Below are 26,780 nucleotides of genomic sequence, written 5' to 3' on the forward strand. Positions count from 1 at the left end.
AAGTCCTTTCACAAGTTATTGCGACAAGGATTGCGGGAAGAAGCACAGGAGTAAAAAGATCTATACATTATGGAAAAGAGTAACTACATGGCTTTCCTGCAGGAAGCGAGACAATTCATTCCGCAGGAGAGGATTTACACCGACGAACTCCGTCGGCTGGCTTGGGGAACAGATGCCGGTTTCTACCGCCTCATCCCGCAAATCGTAATCCGTTCGGAAGGAGAAGAGGAAATCTCCCGGCTGCTGAAACTTGCCGGCAGCCACAACCTGCCCGTCACTTTCCGGGCAGCAGGAACCAGCTTATCCGGACAAGCCATCAGTGACTCCATACTTATTGTAGCCGGCAAACATTGGGAAGGCTACAGCATATCTCCCGACCACGAAGAAATCACCCTGCAGCCCGGCATCATCGGACAACGGGTCAATGAATTGCTGGCCCCTTTCGGACGGAAATTCGCTCCCGACCCTGCCTCCGTAAAAAGCGCCATGGTGGGCGGTATCGTCATGAACAACGCTTCGGGCATGAACTGCGGTACGCATGCCAACAGCGACAAGGTGCTTCTCTCCGCCCGCATCGTACTGGCTGACGGAACGGTTCTCGACACCGGAGACAGCGTAAGCCGCGCCGCATTCGAAGTGACACACCGCGATTTCATCCGGCGCATCTGCACGCTCCGCGATGAAGTGCGTGCCGACGGGAAACTGGCGGAACGCATCCGCTACAAATACTCCATAAAGAATGTAACCGGTCTGAACCTGCTCCCTTTTGTCCGCTTCGACGACCCGTTCGATATCATAGCCCATCTTATGGTGGGTTCGGAGGGAACACTCGCATTCCTCTCGCAAGTGACTATGAAAACGGAGTATGACTACCCTTGCAAGGCAAGTGCCATGCTCTACTTCAAGACCATAAAAGAAGCTTGCCGTGCTGTGGTAGCCATGAAAAAACTAACCGACGGCAATGGTGAGTGGACCGTAAAAGGAGCAGAGCTGCTGGACTGGAAATCTCTGGCATCGGTAAGCGACCCCGTATTCCTGAAGTATAAGGGCGAAATATGTTCATCCACCCTGCCCGGCGTAGAACCGGGAGACGAAACCGGACTGACCGCCGTGCTGACCGAGACCAAAGCCCGCAGCACGGAAGAACTTCGGCAGAACATCCGTACGATAGAACAATGCCTTTCCGCTTTCCAGACCTACACGCCCGTATGCTTCACCGACAAGCCCGAAGAATATTCGAAGTACTGGGCCATCCGCTCCGGCATCTTCCCTTCCGTGGGCGGGACGCGGAAACCGGGAACAACGTGCCTCATCGAAGATGTGGCTTTCCACATCGAGGACCTGCCCGAAGCAACCGCCGAATTGCAGCAACTCATAGCCCGTCACGGTTACGAGGATGCCTGTATATACGGACATGCGCTGGAGGGGAACTACCACTTCATCCTCAATCAGTCTTTTAGCAGCGAAGCCGAAGTGAAACGCTACGAAGACCTGATGAATGATGTCAAGACACTGGTTGCGGACAAATACGACGGCTCGCTGAAAGCAGAACACGGTACGGGCAGAAACATGGCTCCTTTTGTACGCCACGAATGGGGAGATGCAGCCTATGAGGTGATGAAAGCCGTCAAAAACCTGTTCGACCCGAAAGGTCTGTTGAATCCGGGCGTTATTTTCAATGACGATCCGAAATGCCATATCAAAAATTTCAAACCGCTTCCGCTGATTCCTTTGGATGCCCAAAATCCGGCAGCCAAAGTAAACCGCTGCATCGAATGCGGCTTCTGCGAAGTGAACTGCCTGTCCTGCGGCTTCACCCTCTCCTCAAGACAGCGCATCGTGCTGCAAAGGGAGATAGCCCGCCTTCGACAGAGCGGCGAAGCCCCCGAACGTCTCGCCCTACTGGAAAAACAATACCGCTATCCCGGCAACCAGACCTGTGCCGGCGACGGCCTCTGTTCCATGTCCTGTCCTATGGGAATCAATACGGGTGACCTGACACACATCATCCGCCAGAAAGAATTGCCGCAAGGCAGCATGGGATATAAGGCCGGCAATTTCGCCGCCAATCACTTCGCCGGCATAAAAAGTGCACTGCGCCCCGTATTGGGACTTGCCAACCTCGGTCATTCCGTATTGGGAACCAAAGCGATGAGCTGCATCACCAAAGGCATGCACAACGTTCTCGGCATCCCCCTTTGGACACCGGCAATGCCCAAAGCCTATTCAATTAAAAGTTCACAATTGACAATTGACAACGATACCCTGCGGAATAAGAACGCGGACAAAGACAGTGCGACTAATGGTCAATTGAAAGTGGTTTATTTCCCCAGTTGCATCAACCAGACAATGGGACTGCCAAAGAAATCGCCTGTGGAGCAGGCATTGGCGAGCAAAATGATTGCCTTGTTGCAAAAAGGCGGTTACGAAGTCATCTTCCCCGAAAACATGGAAAAGCTTTGCTGCGGCACAATCTGGGAAAGCAAGGGAATGCTTGACATTGCCGACCGCAAATCTGCCGAACTGGAGGCAGCCTTGTGGAAAGCCAGCGAACAGGGCAGGTATCCTGTATTGTGCGACCAAAGCCCGTGCCTGCACCGGATGCGCGAAACTATCCATAAGATGAAGCTTTACGAACCGGCAGAGTTCATATATACATTCCTGCGTAACAGACTGGTATTCACCCCTACCGACCGCCCTGTGGCAGTCCACATCACCTGTTCCATGCGCAAGATGGGGCTTGCCGATACAATTACAGCCTTGGCACGTCTCTGCTCATCCAAAGTCATCGTGCCCGAAGAAGTAGGCTGCTGCGGCTTTGCCGGCGACCGCGGCTTCACATATCCCGAACTGAACGCATACGCCCTGCGCAAGCTCCGCCCCCAGATAGAAGCAGCCGGCGTAAGCATCGGATATTCCAACAGCCGTACCTGTGAAATCGGGCTGACAACCAACTCCGGCATTCCGTACGTGTCCATAGTCTACCTGGTAGATGAATGTACCCAACCCGCAACCGTTAAACTCAACAACTAACTTAACACACAAAAATCATGAGTAGTACAGTAAAAACAAACAAGCGCATCCTTGCCCTCGACATCCTTCGCGGTGTCACCATTGCAGGCATGATTATGGTTAACAACCCCGGTACATGGGCGCATATCTATGCCCCCCTGCGTCATGCGGAATGGAACGGTCTTACCCCCACCGACCTTGTATTCCCGTTCTTCATGTTCATCATGGGAATTTCCACATACATCTCCCTGAAAAAGTATAATTTCGAATTCAGCCGTGCCGCCGGCATGAAGATTCTGAAACGTACCATACTCATCTTCCTCATTGGTATGGGTATCGGCTGGTTCTCGAAGTTCTGTTATTACTGGACTTCTCCCACGGAGGGCATCGGCTTCGGCGCCCAACTGTGGGAAGCCGCATGGACATTCGACCGCATCCGTATCCTGGGTGTCATGCAGCGTCTGGCCCTTTGCTACGGTGCTACCGCTATCATTGCGCTGACCATGAAGCACCGCAACATTCCCTATCTCATTGCTACCCTACTGGCAGGCTACTTCATCCTGTTGGTTTGTGGCAATGGATTTGCCTACAACGATACGAACATCCTTTCTGTTGTAGACCGTGCCATCCTTACCCCCGCACATATGTACAAGGATAACGGCATCGACCCGGAGGGCTTACTAAGCACCATCCCTGCCATAGCTCATGTACTGTTGGGCTTCTGTGTAGGCCGTATGATGCTCGAAGGAGGCAAGGCTGATGAAAGCCGTGAAAGTATGCTGAACTCGCATCTTATCAAACTGTTTTTAGCCGGTACCATCCTTACATTCGCCGGCTTCCTGCTGAGTTACGGATGCCCCATCAACAAGAAAATATGGTCGCCTACCTTCGTACTGGCTACCTGCGGATTGGCTTCCAGCTTCCTGGCGCTGCTCATCTGGATTATCGATGTGAAAGGCTATAAGAAATGGAGCCTCTTCTTCGAGTCGTTCGGTGTCAATCCTTTATTCATGTACGTACTGGGCGGTGTGCTCGGCATTCTCTTCGGCAGCATTTGCTTCCCGTGGGGCGAAGGTAACATCAGCATACACGGATTTCTGTACAAAGTGCTGTTGATGCCTGTATTCGGCGAAACCGGCGGTTCGCTGGCATATGCGTTGCTGTTCGTCGGCATCAACTGGTGCATCGGCTACCAACTCTATAAACGGAAGATTTACATAAAACTATAATCGAATAAACTCAAAACAAGTAATAATATGATTCTAATAGCAGACAGTGGCTCTACAAAGACCGACTGGTGTGTTGTAGAGAACGGACAACTCATCCGGCAGATATTTACGAAAGGAACCAATCCTTTCTTTCAATCGGAAGAGGAAATCAGTAATGAGATTGCGACAGCACTGTTGCCCCGGTTAACAACCGATGCATTGGATGCTGTATATTTCTACGGTGCGGGATGCGGATTTCCCGACAAGATAGCCATGGTTCACCGTGCCATCACCAAGCATCTCCGGGTAAAGGGAGAGGTGGAAGTAAACACAGATATGCTGGCGGCAGCCCGCGGACTTTGCCAGCACGATGCCGGCATTGCCTGCATCATGGGTACAGGCTCCAACTCATGCTACTATGACGGCAAGCAGATTGTATCCAACGTATCTCCACTGGGATTCATCCTCGGAGATGAAGGCAGCGGCGCCGTATTGGGCAAGTTGCTGGTGGGCGATATTCTGAAAAACCAGATGACTCCCGAACTGAAGGAGAAGTTCCTCACGCAGTTCAACCTGACACCCGCCGACATCATCGACCGTGTATACCGCAAGCCGTTCCCCAACCGTTTTCTGGCAAGCCTCTCTCCGTTCCTTGCACAGAACCTGGACGAACCCTGCATACGCACGCTGGTATCGGACAGCTTCAAGGCATTCCTCAAACGTAACGTGATGCAGTACGAAAACTACCGTGAAAGCAAGGTACACTTTATCGGCTCCGTGGCTTTCTATTACAAGACGATATTGGCCGAAGCTGCCAGCGAAATGGGTATCCGGCTGGGTACGGTCATCAAGAGTCCGATGGAAGGTCTGATAGAATATCACAAGTAATCGCAAATAGTAAACCGTAAACTCGTAAATAGCCTTATGTTTGTAAAAATCTCAGAGCAACCTTCGCTCTACAACGACTTGGAAAAGAAGTCTGTCCGTGAAATACTGGAAGACATCAACAGGGAAGACCAGAAAGTGGCGCTTGCCGTACAAAAGGCAATACCGCAAATAGAGAAATTAGTGACACAAATCGTACCCCGCATGAAACAAGGCGGACGCATTTTCTATATGGGTGCCGGCACAAGCGGCCGCCTCGGCGTGCTCGACGCCTCCGAAATACCACCGACATTCGGCATGCCGCCTACCTTGATTATCGGTCTGATAGCCGGCGGAGACACTGCCCTGCGCAATCCCGTGGAAAATGCGGAAGACGACATGCAACGCGGCTGGGAAGAACTGGTAGAACGCAATATTACGGACAAGGATACGGTTATCGGCATAGCGGCCTCCGGTACAACCCCCTACGTTATCGGTGCGCTGCACGAAGCCCGCGAGCATGGTATCCTGACGGCTTGCATCACCAGCAATCCCGATTCGCCAATGGCTGCAGAATCCGATGTACCTATCGAAATGATTGTAGGACCTGAATACGTTACAGGAAGCTCGCGCATGAAGTCGGGTACAGGTCAGAAGATGATTCTGAATATGATTACCACTTCCGTAATGATACAGTTGGGTCGTGTGAAAGGCAACAAGATGGTGAATATGCAGCTCAGCAACAAGAAACTGGTGGATCGTGGCACGCGTATGCTGGTCGAGGAACTGGGACTTGACTACGGAAAGGCCAAGGCGCTCTTGCTGATGCACGGCTCGGTGAAGAAAGCGGCAGACGCTTACCGGGCCAAGGAATGACAACTGGCAGATTCACTACAGAGCACACAGAGATCTCACCCGGTTTTCAGACAGAAGAACAAAAGAACGGAAAAATAAACTCTGCCTTGCCGCATGCGGCACCTTCCACACAGTTTATGTTCCCGGTTCTTCTGTCCGAAAATCCACTTATAGCAAACAAAATATGAAAACACTTACCAGCATCCTTGTACTTCTGTTCGGTCTGCAGGCAGCCACCGCACAGCCTTTGCAGCGGGTAGCTCCCGAACAGGCGGGACTGGATTCCCGCAAACTGATGTATGCCGATGAAGCCATTGAAACGGCCATCGCCGGCAAAGAGATTCCCGGCGCCGTACTTGCAGTGGTACGCAACGGCAAAATGGCCTATCTGAAGGCATACGGCAACAAACGGATTTATCCGGACACAGAACCTATGACCGTAAATACCGTTTTCGATATGGCATCCTGCAGCAAGTCCATATCCACAGCCGTATGCACCATGATTCTGGCAGAACGCGGAAAGATACGCCTGCTCGATCCTGTAAACCGCTACATCCCCGGCTTCAAGGACTGGGAGAGCGAAGACGGAAAAAACAAAAAGGTAATCCGCATAGCCGATTTGCTGACACACAGTTCCGGACTCCCGCCTTATGCCCCGGCTGCGGAGCTGGAACAGAAATACGGTTCTCCCAACCCGGCAGGGCTGATGGAGTACATCGCCGGATGCAAACGTGATTTCAAGCCGCAAACCGGCTTTCAGTACAGCTGCCTAAACTTCATCACCCTGCAACACATCATAGAGGCCGTCAGCGGACAATCCTTGCGCGACTTTGCCCGTGAAAACGTCTTCGACGTACTGGGTATGAAGCATACCGATTATCTCCCTTGCCTACGCGACAAGAACGGCAAGTGGATAAATACTGTTCCCCTACCGGAAAACATTGCACCGACAGAGAAACAACCCGACGGGCAGGTTCTTTGCGGACAGGTGCACGACCCGCTTGCACGCATTCTCAACGGCGGCATCAGCGGCAATGCAGGCGTATTCTCCTGCGCCGAAGACATTGCCATACTTTGTGCCGCCCTGCAAAACGGCGGAGAGTGGAACGGACATCGCATTCTCAGTCCGCAAGGCGTAAAGACCATGCGCACCGTACCCCGTGCTACAGCGGGTCTGGGCCGCTCACCGGGTTGGGATGTATGTAGCCCCTACGCATCCAATGCCGGCGATTTCTTCGGTCCGAATACCTACGGGCATACGGGCTACACCGGTACATCTGTCGTAATCGACCCCGACAATGACACGTCCGTAATCCTGCTGACTAACGCCGTGCATCCGGAAGACGGACACAGCGTGGTACGCCTGCGCTCACTGGTAGCCAACGCAGTGGCAGCCTCTCTGTATCCCGCTCCGCGCACATATACGGACCATTATTACAAACGTTTTCTCCAGTTCATGGACGAACCTGCCATCGGCAGCAAAGATATAGTCATGCTGGGCAACAGCCTGACGGAAAACGGTGGTGACTGGGCCGCCCGCCTTGGCAACAAGCACGTACGCAACCGCGGCATTATCGGTGATGAGGTAATGGGTGTGTACGACCGCCTGCACCAGATATTGCCAGGACAACCTGCCAAACTATTCCTGCTTATCGGCGTAAACGATGTTTCGCACGACCTGACAGCCGACAGCATCGCCGGTATGATTCGCATGACGGTAGAGCGCATCCGGAAAGAGTCTCCCGACACCAGGCTTTACCTGCAAAGCCTGCTTCCTATCAACGAAAGTTTCGGCCGTTACAAAAGACTGGCAGGCAAGACAAATATGATACCCGAAATCAACAAACAACTGGAAGCACTTGCCAAAGAAAAGGGCCTGACGTACATCAATCTCTTCCCTTTATTCACCGAGAAAGGAAGCAATGTATTACGTGCCGATTTGACAACAGACGGATTACACCTGAAAGAAGAAGGCTATAAAATATGGGCGAAAGCCCTCAGGAAAAAGATTTAGAGAAAACACATGACACGCATATAAACGGAAAAAGGTGATAAAGAACAAACTTTACCACCTTTTCTGTTTTTATATCCAATCAATCAGTCTGCAATACCTTCCAAACATACATCAAAGGTCAATGACGTATAACCGGGAATATCACCGGATGAACTGCCGCTTGCACCATATCCGCTCTGCCAGGGAATATACAGCATCCAACGCTCACCGGCCCGCATATATTGCAAAGCCCATGTCCAGCCTGCAATAACTTCGGATACCATAAATTCGGAAGGGGAATTAAACGCCGTAGGCCATTTGGATTCGGGAGAGTTTTCGGACAAGGGATCTGATAAAGGCAACGGAATTTCACGGTCTGTTGCTCCGAAACCGTCAAAATTGCCATCGAACTCTTCTCCGGTAATGAAAGTACCACGATAGAAAACGCTTACCTTTTCCGTGAACAACGGGTATGCCCCGCTATCTGTTTTCCACAACTTCTTGCAATACACATACTGAGGACGTAAAGTACCATTGACCCCGGTACCGCTGGTCGGCACGGATATGGCATACAACGTGCCAATCTCCATCTTCTCGGCATCTTCAAGCGAAGCCACGATATTATCGCCGGTCTTACCTTTTATGGAATCAATAAAAGCTTCATTACGCGGTACCCAGTTATCATATTTTCCGGCCTCCTCCACTTCTTCGCAAGCCACAAACGCACCTGCTATGAACAGCAAGAAGGGTAAAAACAAAAGGAACGGTCTCTTCATCTGATTATAAATTACGGGATTACTATTATTCGGCATTTGTCTCCCGGCATTCAGGGCACAGCTTTTTCGCTACACTCTGAACGGCAGGGACAAACAAAATACATTTTATCTTATTGCAGCGTTTTCAGCAAAGACGTAATGCTTACGCGGTCTGCAATGATATTGTTCAGTTCGGAGATAGCCACACGCTCCTGCTGCATCGTATCGCGGTTGCGCAGCGTTACGCAGTTATCTTCCAACGTCTGGTGGTCTACGGTTACACAATACGGAGTACCGATAGCGTCCTGACGGCGGTAGCGCTTGCCGATGCTGTCTTTCTCGTCGTACTGGCAATGGAAGTGGAACTTCAGGTCGTTGATAATCTCACGAGCCTTTTCGGGCAGACCGTCCTTCTTCACCAGCGGCATAACCGCCAGTTTCACCGGAGCCAGCGCAGCAGGCAATTTCAGCACCACGCGGGTTTCGCCGTTCTCCAGCTGCTCCTCACAATAAGAAGCCGACATGATGCTAAGGAACATACGGTCTACGCCGATAGAGGTTTCGATAACGTACGGAGTATAGCTTTCATTGGTTTCCGGGTCAAAGTACTTGATGTTCTTGCCGGAGAATTTCTCGTGCTGGGACAAATCGAAGTTGGTGCGGCTATGGATGCCCTCTACTTCCTTAAAGCCGAACGGCATCAGAAACTCGATGTCGGTAGCGGCATTTGCATAGTGGGCCAGTTTGTCGTGGTCGTGATAGCGGTAATGGTCGTCGCCGAATCCCAGCGCCTTATGCCATTTCAAACGGGTTTCTTTCCAAGTCTTGAACCAGTCGAGCTCAGTGCCCGGTTTTACAAAGAACTGCATTTCCATCTGCTCGAACTCGCGCATACGGAAGATGAACTGGCGCGCAACGATTTCGTTACGGAAAGCCTTACCTATTTGTGCGATGCCGAAAGGAATCTTCATACGTCCTGTCTTCTGCACGTTCAGATAGTTCACAAAAATACCCTGAGCCGTTTCCGGACGGAGGTAAACCTTCATCGCACCTTCCGAAGTGGAACCCATTTCGGTAGTGAACATCAGGTTGAACTGACGGACTTCCGTCCAGTTCTTCGTACCGCTGATAGGGCAAACGATTTCTTCGTCCAGGATTATCTGGCGAAGCTCTTCAAGATTGTTGTCGTTCAGCGCTTTGGCAAAACGTTCGTGCAAAGCGTCGCGCTTGGCCTGATGCTCCAGTACGCGGGCGTTCGTGCTGCGGAACTGTGCTTCGTCGAAAGCCTCACCGAAACGCTTGGCGGCCTTCGCCACTTCCTTGTTTATCTTGTCGTCATACTTGGCGAGCTGGTCTTCAATCAATACATCGGCACGATAACGCTTCTTTGAATCGCGGTTATCAATCAAGGGGTCGTTAAACGCATCCACGTGTCCGCTTGCTTTCCAGATTGTAGGGTGCATAAAGATAGCCGAGTCGATGCCTACGATGTTTTCGTGCAGCAGCACCATGCTCTGCCACCAGTATTGTTTGATGTTATTTTTCAGTTCCACACCCATCTGACCGTAATCGTATACGGCTCCCAGTCCGTCATAGATGTCGCTGGAAGGGAATACGAATCCGTATTCCTTGCAGTGTGATACGAGTTTCTTAAAAACGTCTTCCTGTGCCATTTTTTATTGTATCTTAATTAATTCGAAATCTTTGTTCAGTTAAAAAGCGCCACAAAGATAGGGATTTATCTTATATGTAGGGCAACGGGGGTATTAATTTATGGTAATGTTTGTAGCCACAAACCCATAAAACAGTTATATGCGGTGTAATCAGACAGCGAATTGCAAATACTAATCCTTTTTCAGGGCAATACATATCTCTACCAGCGGATGCCAGACAAGGTTACCGAATACTTTCTATTTCTTAACACTCCCGGAGTTATATCCGGCTTATTCCTCTGCCGCCTCTTGACTCGCGAGGGTCTTACCTTTCCGAATATATATTACCTGTTCCGGATACTCGAAGAAAAGGGCCATAAGAGCCGCCCGAACTTTTTTATAATTTCTCGCACGGTATATCATTACTTTCCCCGTGTCGGACGACAAGAAAAATGTAGATTTCAGGAAAGCATCATATTTCAACAACAGGGCATCGTACATATCCAAAAGAAAAATAAGCATTATCGCAAATGGAGAGAAAGAAAACTGCAATTATATCCTGCTATTTCTCTCATTACCGGACATTTTACTTAAAAGTATAAAAGTCGTATCCAAAAGTGCAAGAAAAAAGCGTGTTCTCCCGCTACATTTGTGGTGTACAACAATTAAATAATATTATGAAAAAACTTTTCCTTCTACTCGCTACGGCAGCTGCCACAACCGGTATGCTTCAGGCACAGAACCCGGTTATCAGGAACCAGTTTTCTGCCGACCCCACGGCACGGGTATTCAACGGTAAGGTATATATCTACCCTTCGCACGACATACCCAGCCCAGTAAAACATCTGAAAGAATGGTTCTGCATGGCCGACTATCATGTATTTACCTCGACCAACTTGACCCACTGGACTGACCTGGGAGTTATTCTCTCCCAAAACGAAATTCCCTGGGTACAGCCCGACTCCTACTCCATGTGGGCTCCCGAGTGTGTATATAAAAACGAAAAATATTACTTCTACTTTCCCAGTACGCCCAAAGGTAAGGGCAGGCGCGGCTTCAACATCGGCGTAGCTACCGCCGACAACCCGGAAGGACCTTTCACACCAGAAGCCGAACCCATAAAAGGCATATCCGGCATCGACCCTTGCGTCCTTGTAGATACCGACGGAGAAGCGTATATTTATTGGTCGGGACGCGGTATGTCGGTTGCCAAACTAAAGCCAAACATGAAGGAGCTTGCCTCCGAACCTATACAGGTTCAAGGGCTGCCCGAAGGCTTCAAGGAAGGACCATATGTATTCAAACGCAACGGCAAATATTACTTCACTTTCCCCTGGGTACAGGACAAGACCGAAAACCTGGCTTATGCCATGGGAGACAGCCCTATGGGACCGTTCACTTTCAAAGGAATTATCATGGACGAATCACCTGTCGGCTGCTGGACCAATCACCACTCCATTACGGAATACAACGGCCAGTGGTATCTTTTCTATCATCATAACGATTATTCTCCCAACTTCGACAAGAACCGTTCGGTACGTATCGACTCACTTTTCTTCAACACAGACGGTACTATCAAAAAGGTGAAGCCAACCTTGCGTGGAGTGGGCATGACTGATGCACGCAGCAAAATCCAGCTTGACCGCTACTCTGCAATAAGTCCTTACGGAGTGTCCATAGACTACTTGGACCCGACAGACACATTCCAGGGATGGCAGATTTTATTCCACAGGACAGACACGTGGGCGGTGTACAACAATGTCGACTTCGGCACTGCACCCGTAAAACGGCTCAAAGCACGCGTACGTTCAGAAAAAGGAGGCACGATAACCTTACAAACTATCGGAGACAAAGGGGTGACAATCGCCGTTCTGTCCGTAAAACCAACCGGGCAATGGGCGGAAATAAGCACAAGTGTACGCAATGCGCCCAAAGGTGTCCAAAGTTTGAAAACCATTCTTACCGGAGAACATCCGGTGGCAGTAGACTGGATAAGTTTCGAATAACATAGTACAAATCTTTTTAATATCAGCATTTCATGAAAAAACGCTATTCGCTCTTTTCCTTATTATATGGCAAGGTTATCTTACCGCTCATAGGGTTCGCATTGTTCGGCGCCTGTAGGCAAGACGGTTCTCCTTCCTTCACCCAAGTCAACGACCTGATGCTGAATGACTCCAGTTATTTCGAAACCCGCGGACTGAATTATTTTGTTTTCAGCAATAAGTACGATGCTATGTTCGACGATTCCAAAATAAGCGCCGTCGAAATCATTCATCACGGACTGCGCACCGCTACCAACGGTGATGTCCGCCTCAACCCTACCCCGGGGCAGTGGGACAAATTGCCCGTATTCATAAACCGTACCGTGGACAAAGCGGCCAAGCGCATTGATGTAAGCCTGGAATATCCCCAGTATGCCTTTGCATATACGCTGACCGGAGAAGCACGCGACGGCGGTTTCTACCTCAGCGTATCGGCAGACAAGGTACTGCCCGACTCGCTCGTAGGGGTGGCCGGACTAAACATGGAGTTCTTTCCGCCCGTATTCTTCGGACACTCTTACTTAATGGACGACAGGCCGGGACTATTCCCCACCTCGGCAGCCGACAACATGACCGTTATCAACGGTATTGTGGAGCCGACGCCAATGGCTGCCGGTACGGTAATCGAGATAGCTCCCGATGCTCCGTCGAAACATATCACTATCCGTACCACGCTACCGGACAGCAAGCTGATGCTTTTTGATGGGCGCAACAAACAGCAAAACGGTACTTTCGTTGTGCGCACGTTGCTGCCGGCAGGCAAAACCGGCAAGATAGCCGAATGGTTCATACAGGCCGAAACCAATACCCGCTGGTTGCGTACTCCCACTATCAGTTATTCACAAGTGGGTTATCATCCTGCACAGCAGAAAATGGCCGTGATAGAACTGGACAAGAACGACAAGCCGCTTTCGGACATCACGCTTTACAAGGTCAATGCAGACGGCTCGCTGACGGCTGCCTTATCGAGCAAACCGGTAATATGGGGTATGTACACCCGCTATAATTACCTGCAATTCGACTTTTCGCAGGTAGAGGAACCGGGTATCTACAAACTGGCTTACGGCGACCAGACAAGCGGCCCGTTCCCAATCGATGCCAATGTGTACCAGCGTGCCTGGTATCCTACGCTGGATGTCTTTATGCCGGTACAAATGGACCATATGTTCGTTCGTGAAGCTTACCGCGTATGGCATGGTGCCGCTCATCTGGACGACGCCCGCCAAGCACCGGTGAACTATTCGCACTGGGACGGCTGGAGCCAAGGCGCCAGCACGGACAACAGGTTCAAACCCGGACAGCATATCCCCGGACTGAATGTAGGCGGCTGGTTCGATGCCGGCGATTTCGACATCCAGACGCCCTCGCAGCAGCAAACCGTGCAGTCATTGACAGATATCTGGGAAGAGTTCGCTCCCGCCCACGATGAAACGACTGTCGACCAACAGGCACATTATACCGAGATACACCTACCCGACGGCAAGCCTGACGTATTGCAGCAAATAGAGCATGGCGTATTGCAGCTCGCCGCACAGGTCAACGCTATCGGATATGCCATTCCGGGCATCAACGAATCGCACCTGTACCAATACCGCCACTTGGGCGATGCCGTAACCAAGACCGACGGTACTGCGGGCAACGCAGACGACCGCATGGCGTTCACCAACCGTACACCTGCCCTCAATTACGGAACTGCTGCCGCACTAGCTGCCTCAGCACGTGTTTTGCCTGCCCTCAACCCTTCGCTCGCTAGCGAGGCTTTGCGGATAGCGGAGTTTATCTGGAAAGACGAGCACAACCGCAAAGCCGGCAAAGAGGAAGAGTCCCCGACGCCTTTCAACCGCTTCCAGCAGCTCACCGCCTCTGAATGCCACGCTGCCTTCGAGTTGTGGCGTGCCACCGGCAATGCCATGTATAAAGCACGGGTAGACGAGTTGCTTCCTGAACTTACCAGACAATTTAACCGGAACGCTGCACTCATCGTCCGCCTGGCACCCTTCATGGACGATACTTTCAAACAGCAGGTAAAACCGCAAATAAAGGCATATATAGCGCAGCAGACCAAGCTGGAAACGCTAAATCCGTTCGGTATCGGCATCAGCCTGAACAGTTGGGCCGGCAATGCCATGATACTTCGCAACGGTATCATCAATTACCAAATTCTTAAGTTGTTCCCCGAACTGGGCAGCCCGGAGCTGGTATTCCGCAATTTAAACTATATCTACGGCTGCCACCCCTACCATAACCGTTCGTTCGTATCGGGAGTAGGCGCCCAGCCCAAGAGGGTGGCTTATGGTAATAACCGTGCCGATCACTCGTTCATCCCCGGCGGTATCGTACCGGGTATCCGCCTGCTGAAACCGGACTTCCCGGAGAACCGGGACGACTACCAGTTTCACTGGAGCGAGAATGAGTATGTTATCCCACTGGCTCCCGATTATATCTATCTGGTTCATGCGGTGAACCGGTTACTGGAATAGAAAACGGCTTATATTTTTCCGATATATACCTAATACTGTAAACTGAATATCTAAAAATATAAGCCGGCAAGTACGTTGCAGGCCTATTTTTGCATCGGGTATCATGCCAAAGAGTTTGATTATACTATTAATAAAATAATACATATGAGAAAGAATTTACTTTTTATTTTCAGTGCCATTTGCCTATTGGCAGGATGCGCACAACAACCCAAGTTGCCTACCTTCCGCAACACGGGTAATCCGCTTGTTAAAGACAAGTTTACGGCAGACCCGGCTCCGCTCGTACACAATGGCACACTCTATCTGTATGTAGGGCACGACGAATATTACGAAGGCCAGGACACTGCCCACGGCGGTAAGGAATTCAACATCACCGAATGGCTCTGTTACTCTACGAAAGACATGCAGACATGGACCGATCACGGTGTCGTACTGAAACCCACGGACTTTAAATGGGGCATAGGTGAGGCATGGGCAGCACAGGTGATAGAGCATAACGGCAAATTCTATTATTATACTACCGTACAAGCCGGCGAGCCTTATAACAGCAAGGCAATCGGCGTAGCTGTCAGCGATTCCCCCACAGGGCCTTTCACCGATGCAATCGGAAAGCCGCTCGTTACCGACGATATGACTCCCAACGGTCCGCGCGGCTGGTGGAACGACATAGACCCCACCGCCTTAATAGATGAGAATGGGCAAGCCTGGCTTTCTTGGGGAAACGGAACTTGTTTCCTTGCCAAGTTGAAGCCTAACCTTACCGAAATCGACGGCGATATCGAGGTGGTAGACCTGCCCCGATACGTAGAAGGTCCCTGGCTTCATAAACGCGGAGACTTGTATTACCTTACGTATGCATCCTTCGGACAAGGTCGCGAGAATATATCTTATGCCACCGCTCCCAACATGGAGGGTCCGTGGACACCGCAAGGCGAACTGACCGGTATGGCAGAAAACAGCTTCACCATTCATCCGGGAATTATAGAGTTCCAGGGACAATGGTATCTGTTCTACCACAACGCTGTCCTGACCCTTGACGGACATGCCGGAGCAATAGGACGACGCAGCGTATGTGTGGACGAGTTACATTATAATCCGGACGGAACGATGCAGCCGGTGGTGCAGACTAAAGAAGGAGTATCGAAATAACTTTCACTAATCTAGAAGGTAAAATTAAAGTTCTGATAAACCGTGCATTCTATCATTCAGAAGAGTGGAGCGATAAAGAATCTCCTTTCTCATATCAGGTGGGATGGATTCTCAGGCTAATAATCAAATGAGAACTAATGACAGTATTTACGTTTCAACTTTATCTTCTAGATTAGCAATTTCCAATACAAATATTTACAAATCTGCGCATTAAGCTATAATATTTATAGGCGTACATTTTTGCTACATCAATAATATTATATAATAAATTTCATTATTTACTTTTATTAAACTATAAAAAAACACTTTGCCAATGAAAAAACATTAAAAAGAAGAAAAAGTGCAATTAACAAGTTCTACAAATGAAGATGTTGTAGATATCTACATTACAAATCTAATACTAATTAACTCATTAAAAATTACCAATTCTATGCTTATGAAAACAAGAGTTTTGTTTTTACTGGCGTTTGTTGTTTTCTGTTGCACTTCAGCAATGGCACAAACCCTAGTTAAAGGTACTGTTGTCTCAGCTAATGATTCTGAACCAATGATTGGTGTTGCTATTCTTGAAAATGGAACGACCAACGGATGTATTACCGATATGGATGGTAACTACTCTATCTCGTTACAGAATAGCAACGCGACCCTTACCGTATCTTTTGTAGGTTACAAGACACAGACAATCAATGTCAATGGTCGTAACAAAATTGATATCCGTATGCAAGAGGACTTAAAAGTGCTTGATGAAGTAGTTGTTGTAGGTTATGGCGTTCAACGTAAGAGCGACCTTACAGGAGCAATTGCTTCAGTCGGTGGAGATGATATTAAAAACTTAGCAACAGTTGATGCCGGCGCCGCCCTTCAAGGTAAGGCTGCCGGTGTTCAGATTCTGAACACATCGGGTGCTCCCGGTGAAGGAGCGAAGATTCGTATTCGTGGTTATTCATCAAACTCAGACCAACTTGGTCCGCTATTGATTGTCGATGGTTTGAAAGTTGACAACATCCAATACCTTGACCCATCCATGATTGAGTCTATGGAAGTCCTCAAAGATGCCGCTTCAGCTGCAATCTACGGTGCCCAAGCCGGTAATGGCGTTGTCCTTATTACAACAAAGACTGGTAGCAGCGCAAATGGTCGTCCCAAAATTACATATTCTTTCAAAGCCATTAACCAACGCCTTGGCAAAACACCTGAACTGTTCGGTGCAAAAGACTGGATTAAATACAAAGAAATGTCAGGTTATGATATGAAAACTATGTGTGAAGCTAATGGCGTTGACTACAACAATCCGCAAGAAACAGACTGGATAAAGGAAGTTTTCGATACTAGCTGGGCTACCCAACACTCTGTCACATTCCAAGACGGCAACGACAAAGGCCATTTTTTTACTTCTATAAATTACATTGACAATGACGGTATTGTACGCGGCAAGAAAGACACTTACACACGCCTTACCGCCCAACTTAATGCAGACTATCAACTCTATAAATGGATAAAAGTCGGCACCAACACTTCTATTGAAAAGTGGGCAACCCGCAACATCACTCACCAAAGTGCTTATGGTTCCATGCTTGCACCAGCTCTCTTGCTCGACCCCCTAACTCCCGTATATTGGGATAGCGTTGATGATTTTACCACAGGTATGAAAGACGTATACGCCACAAACCCCGAAAAAATTCTTGTTGCCCCGAATGGCAAATACTACGCTACTTCAAAATTCCAAATGGACGACAATGGCAATCCACTCCTCCAGCTTGACCGCCGTAACTACAAGAATTCCGGTTTCACCGTTCGCGGAACGGCTTTCGTAGATCTGACTCCCATTGACGGTCTTGTAATGACATCTCGTTTTTCCTACCGTATTGCACAAAGCAATAGCCATGACTACTCCGAACCCTATTACATGAACGGACAAGCCAAAGCCGATAACTATTCCATCTCGGCCAACGCTAATAACAGCCACTACTACCAATGGGAAAACTTTGCAAACTTTAACAAGACATTATTTGATAAACACAACATAGGCGTTATGATCGGTATGTCCTATACAGAAGACCGTTCGGATAATGTATCAGCTTCAGCAACCGGTACAGGCGGTAATAAAATTCTCTCCGGCGATGCTGATAATTTTAAGTATCTCGACTATGTAAATTCAGCTTCAACTACAACAAAAAGCATCGGAAACCTTCCGGGTATTTCAACCAGTCTCTCCTACTTTGGTCGTCTGCTCTATACATTCGACAACCGTTATAGCTTGCAGTTCAACTACCGTGCTGATGCATTTGATACTTCCAAACTGCCAATTGACAAACGTTGGGGGAAATTCCCTTCTTTGGCCGTAGGTTGGACTATCAGTAATGAAAAATTCATCAAAGAAAATATCAGCAGCGATATTATCTCCTTCTTGAAGTTCCGTGCATCTTGGGGACGTAACGGTAATGTAAATGTGCTCAACAACTATCCATACACCGCACCCATTAGCTACAATGCAGCCTGGTACCAGTACGGAGACAACCCCGAACAATACTACGGTTCTTATCCTTCTGGACTCGCCAATCCAAATCTCAAATGGGAGACATCCGAACAGTTGGACCTCGGCCTTGACATGCGTTTCCTGAACGACCGCCTGACGGTAAGTCTTGACTATTACAACAAAAACACAAAAGATCTTCTTGTAAAAATCAATCCGGTTCCCGAGGTTTATACAAACCAAACCACCGTAAACGCTGGTAAAGTAAATAACAAAGGCTTTGAATTCGAAGCCGGTTGGAAAGACCATATCGGTGACCTTGCATACAGTATCAATGCGAACTTCTCTACATTGAAAAATGAAGTAACTTACCTTTATGACGATCTCCCACGCATTACAGCCAGCAAAGGTGGTGTAGACGGCACAAACAACAAAGTACATACTGCATTTGAAGAAGGGCATTCCATCTGGTACTTCCGTGCATTTGACTATGTCGGCGTCGATAGCGAAACTGGTGCCCCCCGATTCCGCAATCGTGAAGGTAAAATTGTGAACTCTTCAGAATTGACAGACGAGGATATGACAGACATCGGCAGTGCCATTCCAAAGTTCACTTACGGCATTACTATTAATCTCGAATACAAAGGATTTGACTTTACGGCATTCGGTACCGGCGTAGCAGGCAATAAAATTTTCAACATTCTCTATCGTGCAGACAGCCCGCTACGCAACTCATTGAGATACTATATGGACAATGCTTGGACTCCAGAGAACAAAGGGGCCTCCATGCCTGCACCGAGCCAAGTAGCTACTGACCTTAATTTTTGGGGGTCAAGCGCTTCTATGTTCAACGGTTCTTACTTCAAGATCAAACAACTCCAACTCGGCTACACTTTGCCCAAGAAACTCACTCAGAAAGTGGCAATCAAGAATCTCCGCTTCTTTGTGTCTTTGGACGATTTCTTTACATTCTCCAGTTATCCGGGAATGGATCCTGAAACTGCAACCACAGGCAGAAATGGTGGTGCTGGCTTCGACATAGGTTCGTATCCCACCATGAAGAAGTGTTCATTCGGTGCAAGTTTCTCATTCTAACCGGGACAAGTTTTACCTGAAAAAACTCAAAAAAGTATATTCATTATGAAAAAGATTATATATTCACTTTTAAGTGCTACATTACTCTTCAGCGCTTGTGAGGATCGTCTCAACATTGAGCAAAAAGGTGTCATCCCATTTGAAAGTTTCTACCAGACCGATGATGACGCACAGAATGCGCTTAACAACCTCTACCAATCATTCTGTTTGAACATTGCTGGTAACGAAGGTATTTACATCGCTCTTCCTGTACTCTTCAATGAACCCGGTGACGACATGCTAGCAGCGGGTAATTATTATGGCGACAATGACTTTGGCGCACAACTCAATGAGTTTCGTTATGACTCACAGAACGAAGTTATCAAGAATGCCTATTGGGGACTTTATGGAGTAATTTATGACTGTAACCTTATTCTTGATAATATAGAACCTACTACGGACATCAAGAAACGTGTATGTGCTGAAGCTCGCGCACTCCGTGCTTGGGCACATTTCACACTTGCTATCGGGTGGAATTGTCCTCCATTAGTAGACCATGTTCTCTCAGCAGATATCAAACCCACTAACTATGAAGGTGGACATGACAAACTCCTCGAATGGTGTGCATCAGAGGCAGAAGCTGTGGTAAATGACCTTGATGAACGCACAAGCCTGACAGACAAAGTGGGGGCTTCAAAAGTTACCAAGGGCTTTGCTCTTACCCTCGCAGGTAAGGCTCGTCTCTTTATGGGAGATTATGCAGGTGCAAAAAATAACCTCAAACAAGTTATCCAATCTAGAAAATACGAACTTGTACCCGGTAATCGCTGGGCAAATCTATTCCACACATCAGGAGACCTCTGCGAAGAAATGATTTTTCAAGCTAATGTGGTGGAAAATGCAAACATCGGTGAGTGGAGTAACTATATTCAGCGTACAGGCTGGATGTTTATCCAATTTTGGAACTGGCGGACTGACAAGTTAGCTTCCATGCCTTCATTCATAGGTGTTGACGGTTGGGGGGGGCATGCCATTCGTGAAGACTTTGCAGCACGTATGTTAGCCAATGACGGTGATTCTTATCGCCGTAAATCAACCTTCCTCACCGCTGACGAATTTCTCTACGAAATGGAGTGGAATGGAACCAAAGGCAAGGGATTAACCCGTGCACAACTTGAAACATCCGATCAAATTGGCATTAAGGACAAGACAGGTCTTTATGGCGTTGGAGAATATTTTGCCAATAAATTCGTTGCTTGGAAAGAGGATAACACAAAAGGTAGTTGGGGATTCAAAAATCTCACGATCTTCCGTTATGCCGAAGTTCTGTTGATGTATGCTGAGGCTTGTGCACAAACAGACGATGCAGATGGTCTTGGTCTTCAATGTCTTCAGGATGTTCAAAATCGTGCAGGTTCCGATTATGTTTCTACTCAACTTACATTGGAAGATGTAAAAAAAGAGAAGAGTTTCGAAATGTGGCTTGAAGGAGTTCGTTTCCCGGATATGGTGCGTTGGGGCGATACAGATGGTGTTAAAGATAATGGTAAAAACATACCTACTGCTTACGATGCATTTTTCACAAAAGGCGAACCTAAGCATCGTATCTATGTAGAGTATTCAAATCCCAACAGTGGAACAACAGGTTTCATAAAAGGCAAGCATGAATACTTCGCATTCCCATTTGATGCAATTTCCGTTAATCCTAATCTAAAGCAAAATCCAAGTGGTGAATAGACAGTGAGATTAAGAGCTGAACTCCTCCCGAAGTTCAGCTCTTACTTTATCACATGCTCAATTTTAACTTATAAAGTAGAGTTTTGCATAACCTCTGTAGGTGTTTTTCCAAAATATTCTTTAAAGACCTTACTGAAATAAGCTGATGTGTTAAACCCACACATCTCACTCACTTCCGTCACATTATATTCTCCCGAACGAAGTTTCTCCACAGCATAGTTCAATCGGATAGAACGAATGAATTCCACTACTGATAAATTAGTAAGTGCCTTTATTTTTTTATAAAGTAAAGACTGACTCAAAGCAAGGGCAGAGGCAAACTCTTCTTTACCGAAGTTCTCGTTAGCAATATTGGCACGTACGCACTCGACAGCTTTCTTGATAAATTCATCATTCATACGATTGGCTACAATAGAACGTACATCATCGCGCTTTGCTTCCAAAGCTTTCTGAAGCACTGTACGCCGGTTACGGATGATAGAAGTTATGCGACTTGCTAACAACGCCATATCAAACGGCTTAACTAAATAATTATCAGCTCCCAGCCCCAATCCGTGTAATTGGTTGGTTTTATCGGAAAGGGCAGTAAGCAGAATTACCGGAATATGAGATGTTTCGTAAGTAGACTTAATTTTACGGCAAAGTTCGAATCCATCCATACGCGGCATAACCACATCGGAAACAATGAGGTCGGGCTGCAAGTCATTCAGCATCTCCCAAGCTTGCTGCCCGTCATTAGCTGTAGTTACACGAAAATGCTCACGCAATGGATGTACCATGAACTCGCATAAAGCATGGTTGTCTTCTACAATAAGGATATGCATATCGTGTACCGCCAAATCTCCGTTTTCAGACATCTCAATTTTATCTGCTACGGGCACATCGGCAGTTTTCATTTGGGAAGCAAGCCGTAAAGGTACCGTAATATCGAAAGTAGTCCCTACCCCGAGTTCACTGGTTACGGTAATCTTTCCACCATGAATGGAAATATATCTTTTTGTCATCAACAAGCCGATGCCTGAACCTACAATCTGCGCATTCACTGCATTATCACTGCGGTAGAACTCATGAAACAACTTACGCTGCGCCGCTTTGCTGATTCCTATACCATAATCCTTGACACGCAGCACCCATTCAGTCGCCTTTCCGGTAAAAGTCACTTCAATAAGTTCTCCAGAGGTAGAATATTTTACTGCATTGGAAAGCAGGTTATCGACCACCCTTTCCAGCATACGCACATCGGCCTGTACCCAATAATCCTCCGGCATAAGGTCAACCTTAATATCTATTTGTTTTCCGGCAGCATATGAAGCATATATTCCGGTACGCCGTCTAATGAGATCGGTTAGATTAAAGTCGGTAAACAACGGCTGTTCGCATCCAACATCCAGCTTTTCGAAATCAAGCAACTGAGTAACCGTGTCGGATAACCGTGCAGTTTGTTCAGAAGCTAGTGTTAAACACCTGGTTCCCCACTGCGAAAGAGATTTTTCCTTATGTAACTCCTCTATAGGTGCTTTAATAAGCATCAATGAAGTACGTATATCATGTGCCATACGTGTAAAAAAGCGTATTTTCTCATTAGAGTAACGATGATGCAAATACTGTACATAATAGCGAATGACAAGAAACAGCAAACTAATGATTACAGTTACCACCAATAACCGGAACCATACCGTTTGCCAAAATGGAGGCTCAACAACAATAGAAAGTTGCCGCTGTGACAGCAGGCTACCATCGTACAACCGGATACAAAGCGTATAATTTCCAGCCGGTAAATTGGTATAGTTGATATATCGGTTAGTGGTATAAGTACTCCATGTTTCATCCTGCCCCACTAACCTCCATGAAAAGGAGACAGACTTACTGACGCATCCTAGCGGAAGTACCGACAATGTAAAAGAGTTTTGCGGATAATTCAAATGCAATGTAGAAAGACTGTCGATAGGAACAGATAAATTAAAATCAACCGTTTCCCGAATAGAGCGTCCCGATACATGTATATCCGAAAAATAGATACGTCCCGAAGGATGAATTGTATTAATTTTGCTGGGATAAAATAAAACAACTCCATTGTTACTGCCGAAAGCTAGTCGACCGTCAGGCAATTGGCAAGCAGCATTAACACTGAACGACACATTTGCTAACTGTGGTTGAGTAGCAAATGTCCGTATTTGTTTATGAAAAAGATTATAACAACACAATCCGTTATCTGTACCTATCCACAAATTATTGTTAGCCAATAGTATACTTTTAGTATAATTACTTGGTAACCCCTGCTGTGTAGTAATGCGTACTTGTTCAGCTGTATGCATATTCAAACCTATCACCCCTCCTGAAGTACAGACCCATATAATACGGTCTGCAACAGCAATATCATGTACAGTATAACCAGATAAAAGGATATCTAATTTACCAGTTTCCTTATCCATCAGTAGCAAACCATATGCACATCCCAATAAAATTTGTCCGGGTGAAAGTTCTGCAAAACAATAAACAGGTTGTGTATCATATGTCCGAAGTTTCCCATCGATGGCATTGCAACAGTATACATTACCTTTAACGCCTCCCATCCACACATCGCCCTCGCTGTCCACATAGGTTGCAAACACAAAACCACCCGCACCGAATATATTGCCATCACGGCTTGTATAATGATGCAGTTTACGACCTGTAGTTTCATCCAATACGTAGAGTCCTTCACCATAAGTTCCAGCATAAATACGTCCTTTCTTATCAGTGGCCAACGATAAGAATACCTGCTGGCATCCCCTATATAACTGTTTCCACCTATGAGTATAAGCCTCACGTAGACTGATACCGTCATTGGTCGCAATCCAAAGATTTCCCCGACTATCGGTAACGATATGGTTTACCTCATTATTATGTAACGATTGCGGATTATTGATACCATGTACTAAATGTTCCACGTTGGAACGTGTTATTTCTGTATACTGTAACCCTCCACTATTAGTAGCTGTCCATACCCGGTGGTCATCGACCAACAAGGAGTAAACACTATTACCACGCAAAGAAGAAGGGTTATCAAGGTTTTCACGTAATACCTGTCGTACTTGACAAGTTTCCGAATCAAGTATCCATATACCGCCACCATCGACACCAACCCAAAGCGAAGTAGTATCAGGTATCAGAATATCCCGCACAATAAGTTTCGGAAATTGTGGAATCGCAGCTTTCCGGAGCATTTGATCGATAAGGTCATACTGCCACAATCCCGCATTATAGGTACCTATCCAAACACGATGGGTATGCGCATCATAGCGAGCAGATGATATAATATAAGGAAGATGGCCCTGCAATTTAGTTTTCGTACGATTACGGGTATTGATACGGTATATGGACGATTGTACAAAAGCTAATGCATAACAACCTTCCAATAGCGTCATATTAGAAATACCTGCTATATTATCAAATGCCCGTACAATTTCTTCGCCCGTCCATAAAAAAATACCAGTACTAGTACTTATCCATACTTTTCCATCAACATCTATTAATAAATTAGTAACCCAATCCTCATTCCCCAATAATGATGAAAACGTAAACCAGAGGTCGAACTTATTCAATACACGGTTGTAACGGAATATTTGTCCATTTTGAGTAGCAACAACCAACAACCCGCCACGACAAGCCATCTTGATCTGCATCACATCAGTCGTAGTAAATGGAAGCGAGTAGAGCTGATAATCGTCAGTCGCAACCCGCAAAACCCCAGTACGTGAAGCAGCCCAAACAAAACCGTCATCATCACGCACTACAGCAGTTACTTCACGCATGGAAATGCCTGACAAATTATTAATATTACAGAAAGCGAAATCCTGGGACACTGCTACATTGGAGAACTCCGATAACAGAAAAGCAAATATTAATAATAAAGTGTTTTTCATATACTATGATTCTTTACTACAAAGATAATACAACAATAAACAATATAAAAAGAAAGAATAAAATGTTTTTCCTCATACTGTTACATACAACATATTGCGTATTGAAAGTTTGTACAAATTAAAATACAACAATAAATATGTATGTAATACACAACTATACAACATATAGAATCAAATGAACTAAAGAAAATAAAGGACGTACACACCTATATTATCTAAAAATGCAAGGAAAGTGTTTAAAAGTACAAAGAAAAGAGTAGGAAATGCAGCTATCTTTGCGAAGTCAACAACAAAAAAACACAGAATTTATGAACAGAATTTTCACTTTTCTATTACTTCAATCCGTGTGTTTAGGAGCTCTCCTGGCACAACCTAACCGCCGTACACAAGATGAATCTACACTGCCCGGCAAACGTAGTGAGCTCAATGTCCGCAATGCCACGTACCCACGCCTTTTACCCGGCAATCGTATAGAATTCAAAATAAAAGCGCCTGACGCCCAAAAAGTACAAATCGATTTAGGTCGTAAATACGACCTCGTACGCAATACTAATGGCGAATGGAGTTGTATTACCGACTCGCTTACACAAGGTTTTCACTACTATTTTCTCATTATTGACGGAGTATCCGTTGCCGATCCTGCCAGCGAATCTTTCTACGGATGTAGTATGATGGCAAGTGGCGTGGAAATACCTTACCCGGATGGTGATACACGTTTCCATATAGCAGATGTGCCACACGGGGATATCCGTATAAAACGATATTTCTCCAAAACAGCCAATAGCTGGAGGCGTATGTTCGTATATTGTCCTCCCGGCTACGATACATCCACGCAATCTTACCCTGTACTCTATCTGCAACACGGTGGGGGTGAAGATGAACGCGGCTGGTCTAATCAGGGACGTACCGACATCATCATGGACAATTTAATAGCAAAAGGGAAAGCAGAACCTATGATTATCGTCATGACAGATGGCAACACTAACGATTTCGAAAACGAACTTCTTAAAGAATGCATTCCATTCATAGAAAAAAATTTCCGCGTAAAAGCCAACCGTAACAACCGTGCACTGGCAGGACTCTCTATGGGAGGTATCCAAACTTTAAACGCAGGTATCCCCAACCTCGACTATTTTGCCTACTTAGGAGTATTTAGTTCCGGCTGGTGGGCTAATCCTACTCCTTTTGGAGGGGGTAACGACACCGAAAAATATTATAAAATGCTACAAAATAAAAAAGACGACTATAATACGAAGCTAAAACAATTTTGGATTTCCATGGGAGGTAAAGAAGACATAGCTTACAACAATTGCCAGATAATGATGAAACGCTTCGACCAGATAGGCATCAAATATACATACTTCGAAACTCCGGGCGGGCATACCTGGCCTGTATGGCGCGAAAGCCTATATCAATTCGCCCCGCTTCTATTCAAATGATAGTGAAAATAGGTAATCAATAGACATTATATAGATTAATTTGTTATATGACTCATTTTGTGACTGATTCTAAAGTTGTGTAATCCACAAGCAATAAGAATCACCATATCTTCGAAACCGAATTTATGGCATCTGAATC

At 46.9% G+C, this 26,780-nt stretch carries 14 protein-coding genes; 11 read left to right on the plus strand and 3 right to left on the minus strand.

The window, feature by feature from the left end; genetic code table 11:
- Positions 1–69 precede the first annotated feature (69 nt).
- The 5 genes from H8S52_RS06430 to H8S52_RS06450 all read left to right on the plus strand — a co-directional run bounded on the left by H8S52_RS06430 (position 70) and on the right by H8S52_RS06450 (position 7,953).
- Positions 70–3,033, plus strand: coding sequence for an FAD-binding and (Fe-S)-binding domain-containing protein (locus H8S52_RS06430; protein ID WP_186909493.1), 2,964 nt, complete (start codon positions 70–72; stop codon positions 3,031–3,033).
- Between the two features lie 17 nt (positions 3,034–3,050).
- Positions 3,051–4,241, plus strand: a complete 1,191-nt coding sequence (locus H8S52_RS06435; RefSeq protein ID WP_186909494.1) for an acyltransferase family protein — start codon at positions 3,051–3,053, stop codon at positions 4,239–4,241.
- A 27-nt stretch (positions 4,242–4,268) separates the two neighbouring features.
- Positions 4,269–5,108: a BadF/BadG/BcrA/BcrD ATPase family protein gene (locus tag H8S52_RS06440; protein ID WP_005656190.1), complete on the plus strand. Its 840-nt coding sequence runs from the start codon at positions 4,269–4,271 to the stop codon at positions 5,106–5,108.
- A 36-nt stretch (positions 5,109–5,144) separates the two neighbouring features.
- Entirely contained in the window at positions 5,145–5,960 is an 816-nt protein-coding gene (gene murQ, locus H8S52_RS06445) for an N-acetylmuramic acid 6-phosphate etherase (protein ID WP_005656188.1), read from the plus strand.
- Positions 5,961–6,123: 163 nt separating this feature from the next.
- Positions 6,124–7,953, plus strand: a complete 1,830-nt coding sequence (locus tag H8S52_RS06450) for a serine hydrolase (protein WP_186909495.1) — start codon at positions 6,124–6,126, stop codon at positions 7,951–7,953.
- Between the two features lie 83 nt (positions 7,954–8,036).
- Here H8S52_RS06450 and H8S52_RS06455 read toward each other — a convergent pair whose 3' ends face one another.
- Both H8S52_RS06455 and H8S52_RS06460 read right to left on the minus strand, forming a co-directional pair.
- The gene (locus H8S52_RS06455; protein WP_117940896.1) at positions 8,037–8,708 is read right to left on the minus strand and encodes an FKBP-type peptidyl-prolyl cis-trans isomerase; all 672 of its coding nucleotides are present in this window, start codon (positions 8,706–8,708) and stop codon (positions 8,037–8,039) included.
- A 110-nt stretch (positions 8,709–8,818) separates the two neighbouring features.
- Positions 8,819–10,360, minus strand: coding sequence for a glycine--tRNA ligase (locus H8S52_RS06460; protein WP_005656181.1), 1,542 nt, complete (start codon positions 10,358–10,360; stop codon positions 8,819–8,821).
- A 656-nt stretch (positions 10,361–11,016) separates the two neighbouring features.
- Between H8S52_RS06460 and H8S52_RS06465 the strand changes: the two genes are divergently transcribed.
- From H8S52_RS06465 to H8S52_RS06485, 5 genes are all read left to right on the plus strand, one after another.
- Positions 11,017–12,345 carry a family 43 glycosylhydrolase gene (locus H8S52_RS06465; protein WP_186909496.1) on the plus strand — a complete coding sequence of 443 codons (1,329 nt, stop codon included), beginning with the start codon at positions 11,017–11,019 and terminating at the stop codon, positions 12,343–12,345.
- A 32-nt stretch (positions 12,346–12,377) separates the two neighbouring features.
- Positions 12,378–14,864 carry a glycoside hydrolase family 9 protein gene (locus H8S52_RS06470; RefSeq protein ID WP_186909497.1) on the plus strand — a complete coding sequence of 829 codons (2,487 nt, stop codon included), beginning with the start codon at positions 12,378–12,380 and terminating at the stop codon, positions 14,862–14,864.
- Between the two features lie 144 nt (positions 14,865–15,008).
- Positions 15,009–16,013 (plus strand): glycoside hydrolase family 43 protein, encoded by a 1,005-nt coding sequence (locus H8S52_RS06475; protein WP_186909498.1) that lies wholly within the window; start codon positions 15,009–15,011, stop codon positions 16,011–16,013.
- 493 nt (positions 16,014–16,506) lie between these two features.
- Entirely contained in the window at positions 16,507–19,581 is a 3,075-nt protein-coding gene (locus H8S52_RS06480; protein ID WP_186909501.1) for a TonB-dependent receptor, read from the plus strand.
- 45 nt (positions 19,582–19,626) lie between these two features.
- The gene (locus tag H8S52_RS06485) at positions 19,627–21,297 is read left to right on the plus strand and encodes a RagB/SusD family nutrient uptake outer membrane protein (protein ID WP_186909499.1); all 1,671 of its coding nucleotides are present in this window, start codon (positions 19,627–19,629) and stop codon (positions 21,295–21,297) included.
- Between the two features lie 68 nt (positions 21,298–21,365).
- On the opposite strand, the gene H8S52_RS06490 is transcribed toward H8S52_RS06485, so the two are convergent.
- Positions 21,366–25,202: a response regulator gene (locus H8S52_RS06490; RefSeq protein WP_255469998.1), complete on the minus strand. Its 3,837-nt coding sequence runs from the start codon at positions 25,200–25,202 to the stop codon at positions 21,366–21,368.
- A 308-nt stretch (positions 25,203–25,510) separates the two neighbouring features.
- Here H8S52_RS06490 and H8S52_RS06495 point away from each other — a divergent pair, with 308 nt between their 5' ends.
- Complete coding sequence (locus H8S52_RS06495) at positions 25,511–26,641, plus strand: alpha/beta hydrolase-fold protein (protein WP_186909500.1); 1,131 nt, start codon at positions 25,511–25,513, stop codon at positions 26,639–26,641.
- Positions 26,642–26,780: the final 139 nt, after the last annotated feature.

Origin of the sequence: Bacteroides sp. NSJ-48, from assembly GCF_014287405.1 — a bacterium.
Classification (GTDB): Bacteria; Bacteroidota; Bacteroidia; order Bacteroidales; family Bacteroidaceae; genus Bacteroides; species Bacteroides stercoris.

Coding starts and splice junctions, on each gene's coding strand:
- H8S52_RS06470 (WP_186909497.1), top strand. CDS start 12,378: ATGAAAAAACGCTATTCGCTCTTTTCCTTATTATATGGCAAGGTTATC.
- H8S52_RS06430 (WP_186909493.1), top strand. CDS start 70: ATGGAAAAGAGTAACTACATGGCTTTCCTGCAGGAAGCGAGACAATTC.
- murQ (WP_005656188.1), top strand. CDS start 5,145: ATGTTTGTAAAAATCTCAGAGCAACCTTCGCTCTACAACGACTTGGAA.
- H8S52_RS06460 (WP_005656181.1), bottom strand. CDS start 10,360: ATGGCACAGGAAGACGTTTTTAAGAAACTCGTATCACACTGCAAGGAA.
- H8S52_RS06475 (WP_186909498.1), top strand. CDS start 15,009: ATGAGAAAGAATTTACTTTTTATTTTCAGTGCCATTTGCCTATTGGCA.
- H8S52_RS06495 (WP_186909500.1), top strand. CDS start 25,511: ATGAACAGAATTTTCACTTTTCTATTACTTCAATCCGTGTGTTTAGGA.
- H8S52_RS06480 (WP_186909501.1), top strand. CDS start 16,507: ATGGCACAAACCCTAGTTAAAGGTACTGTTGTCTCAGCTAATGATTCT.
- H8S52_RS06450 (WP_186909495.1), top strand. CDS start 6,124: ATGAAAACACTTACCAGCATCCTTGTACTTCTGTTCGGTCTGCAGGCA.
- H8S52_RS06465 (WP_186909496.1), top strand. CDS start 11,017: ATGAAAAAACTTTTCCTTCTACTCGCTACGGCAGCTGCCACAACCGGT.
- H8S52_RS06435 (WP_186909494.1), top strand. CDS start 3,051: ATGAGTAGTACAGTAAAAACAAACAAGCGCATCCTTGCCCTCGACATC.
- H8S52_RS06455 (WP_117940896.1), bottom strand. CDS start 8,708: ATGAAGAGACCGTTCCTTTTGTTTTTACCCTTCTTGCTGTTCATAGCA.
- H8S52_RS06490 (WP_255469998.1), bottom strand. CDS start 25,202: ATGAAAAACACTTTATTATTAATATTTGCTTTTCTGTTATCGGAGTTC.
- H8S52_RS06485 (WP_186909499.1), top strand. CDS start 19,627: ATGAAAAAGATTATATATTCACTTTTAAGTGCTACATTACTCTTCAGC.
- H8S52_RS06440 (WP_005656190.1), top strand. CDS start 4,269: ATGATTCTAATAGCAGACAGTGGCTCTACAAAGACCGACTGGTGTGTT.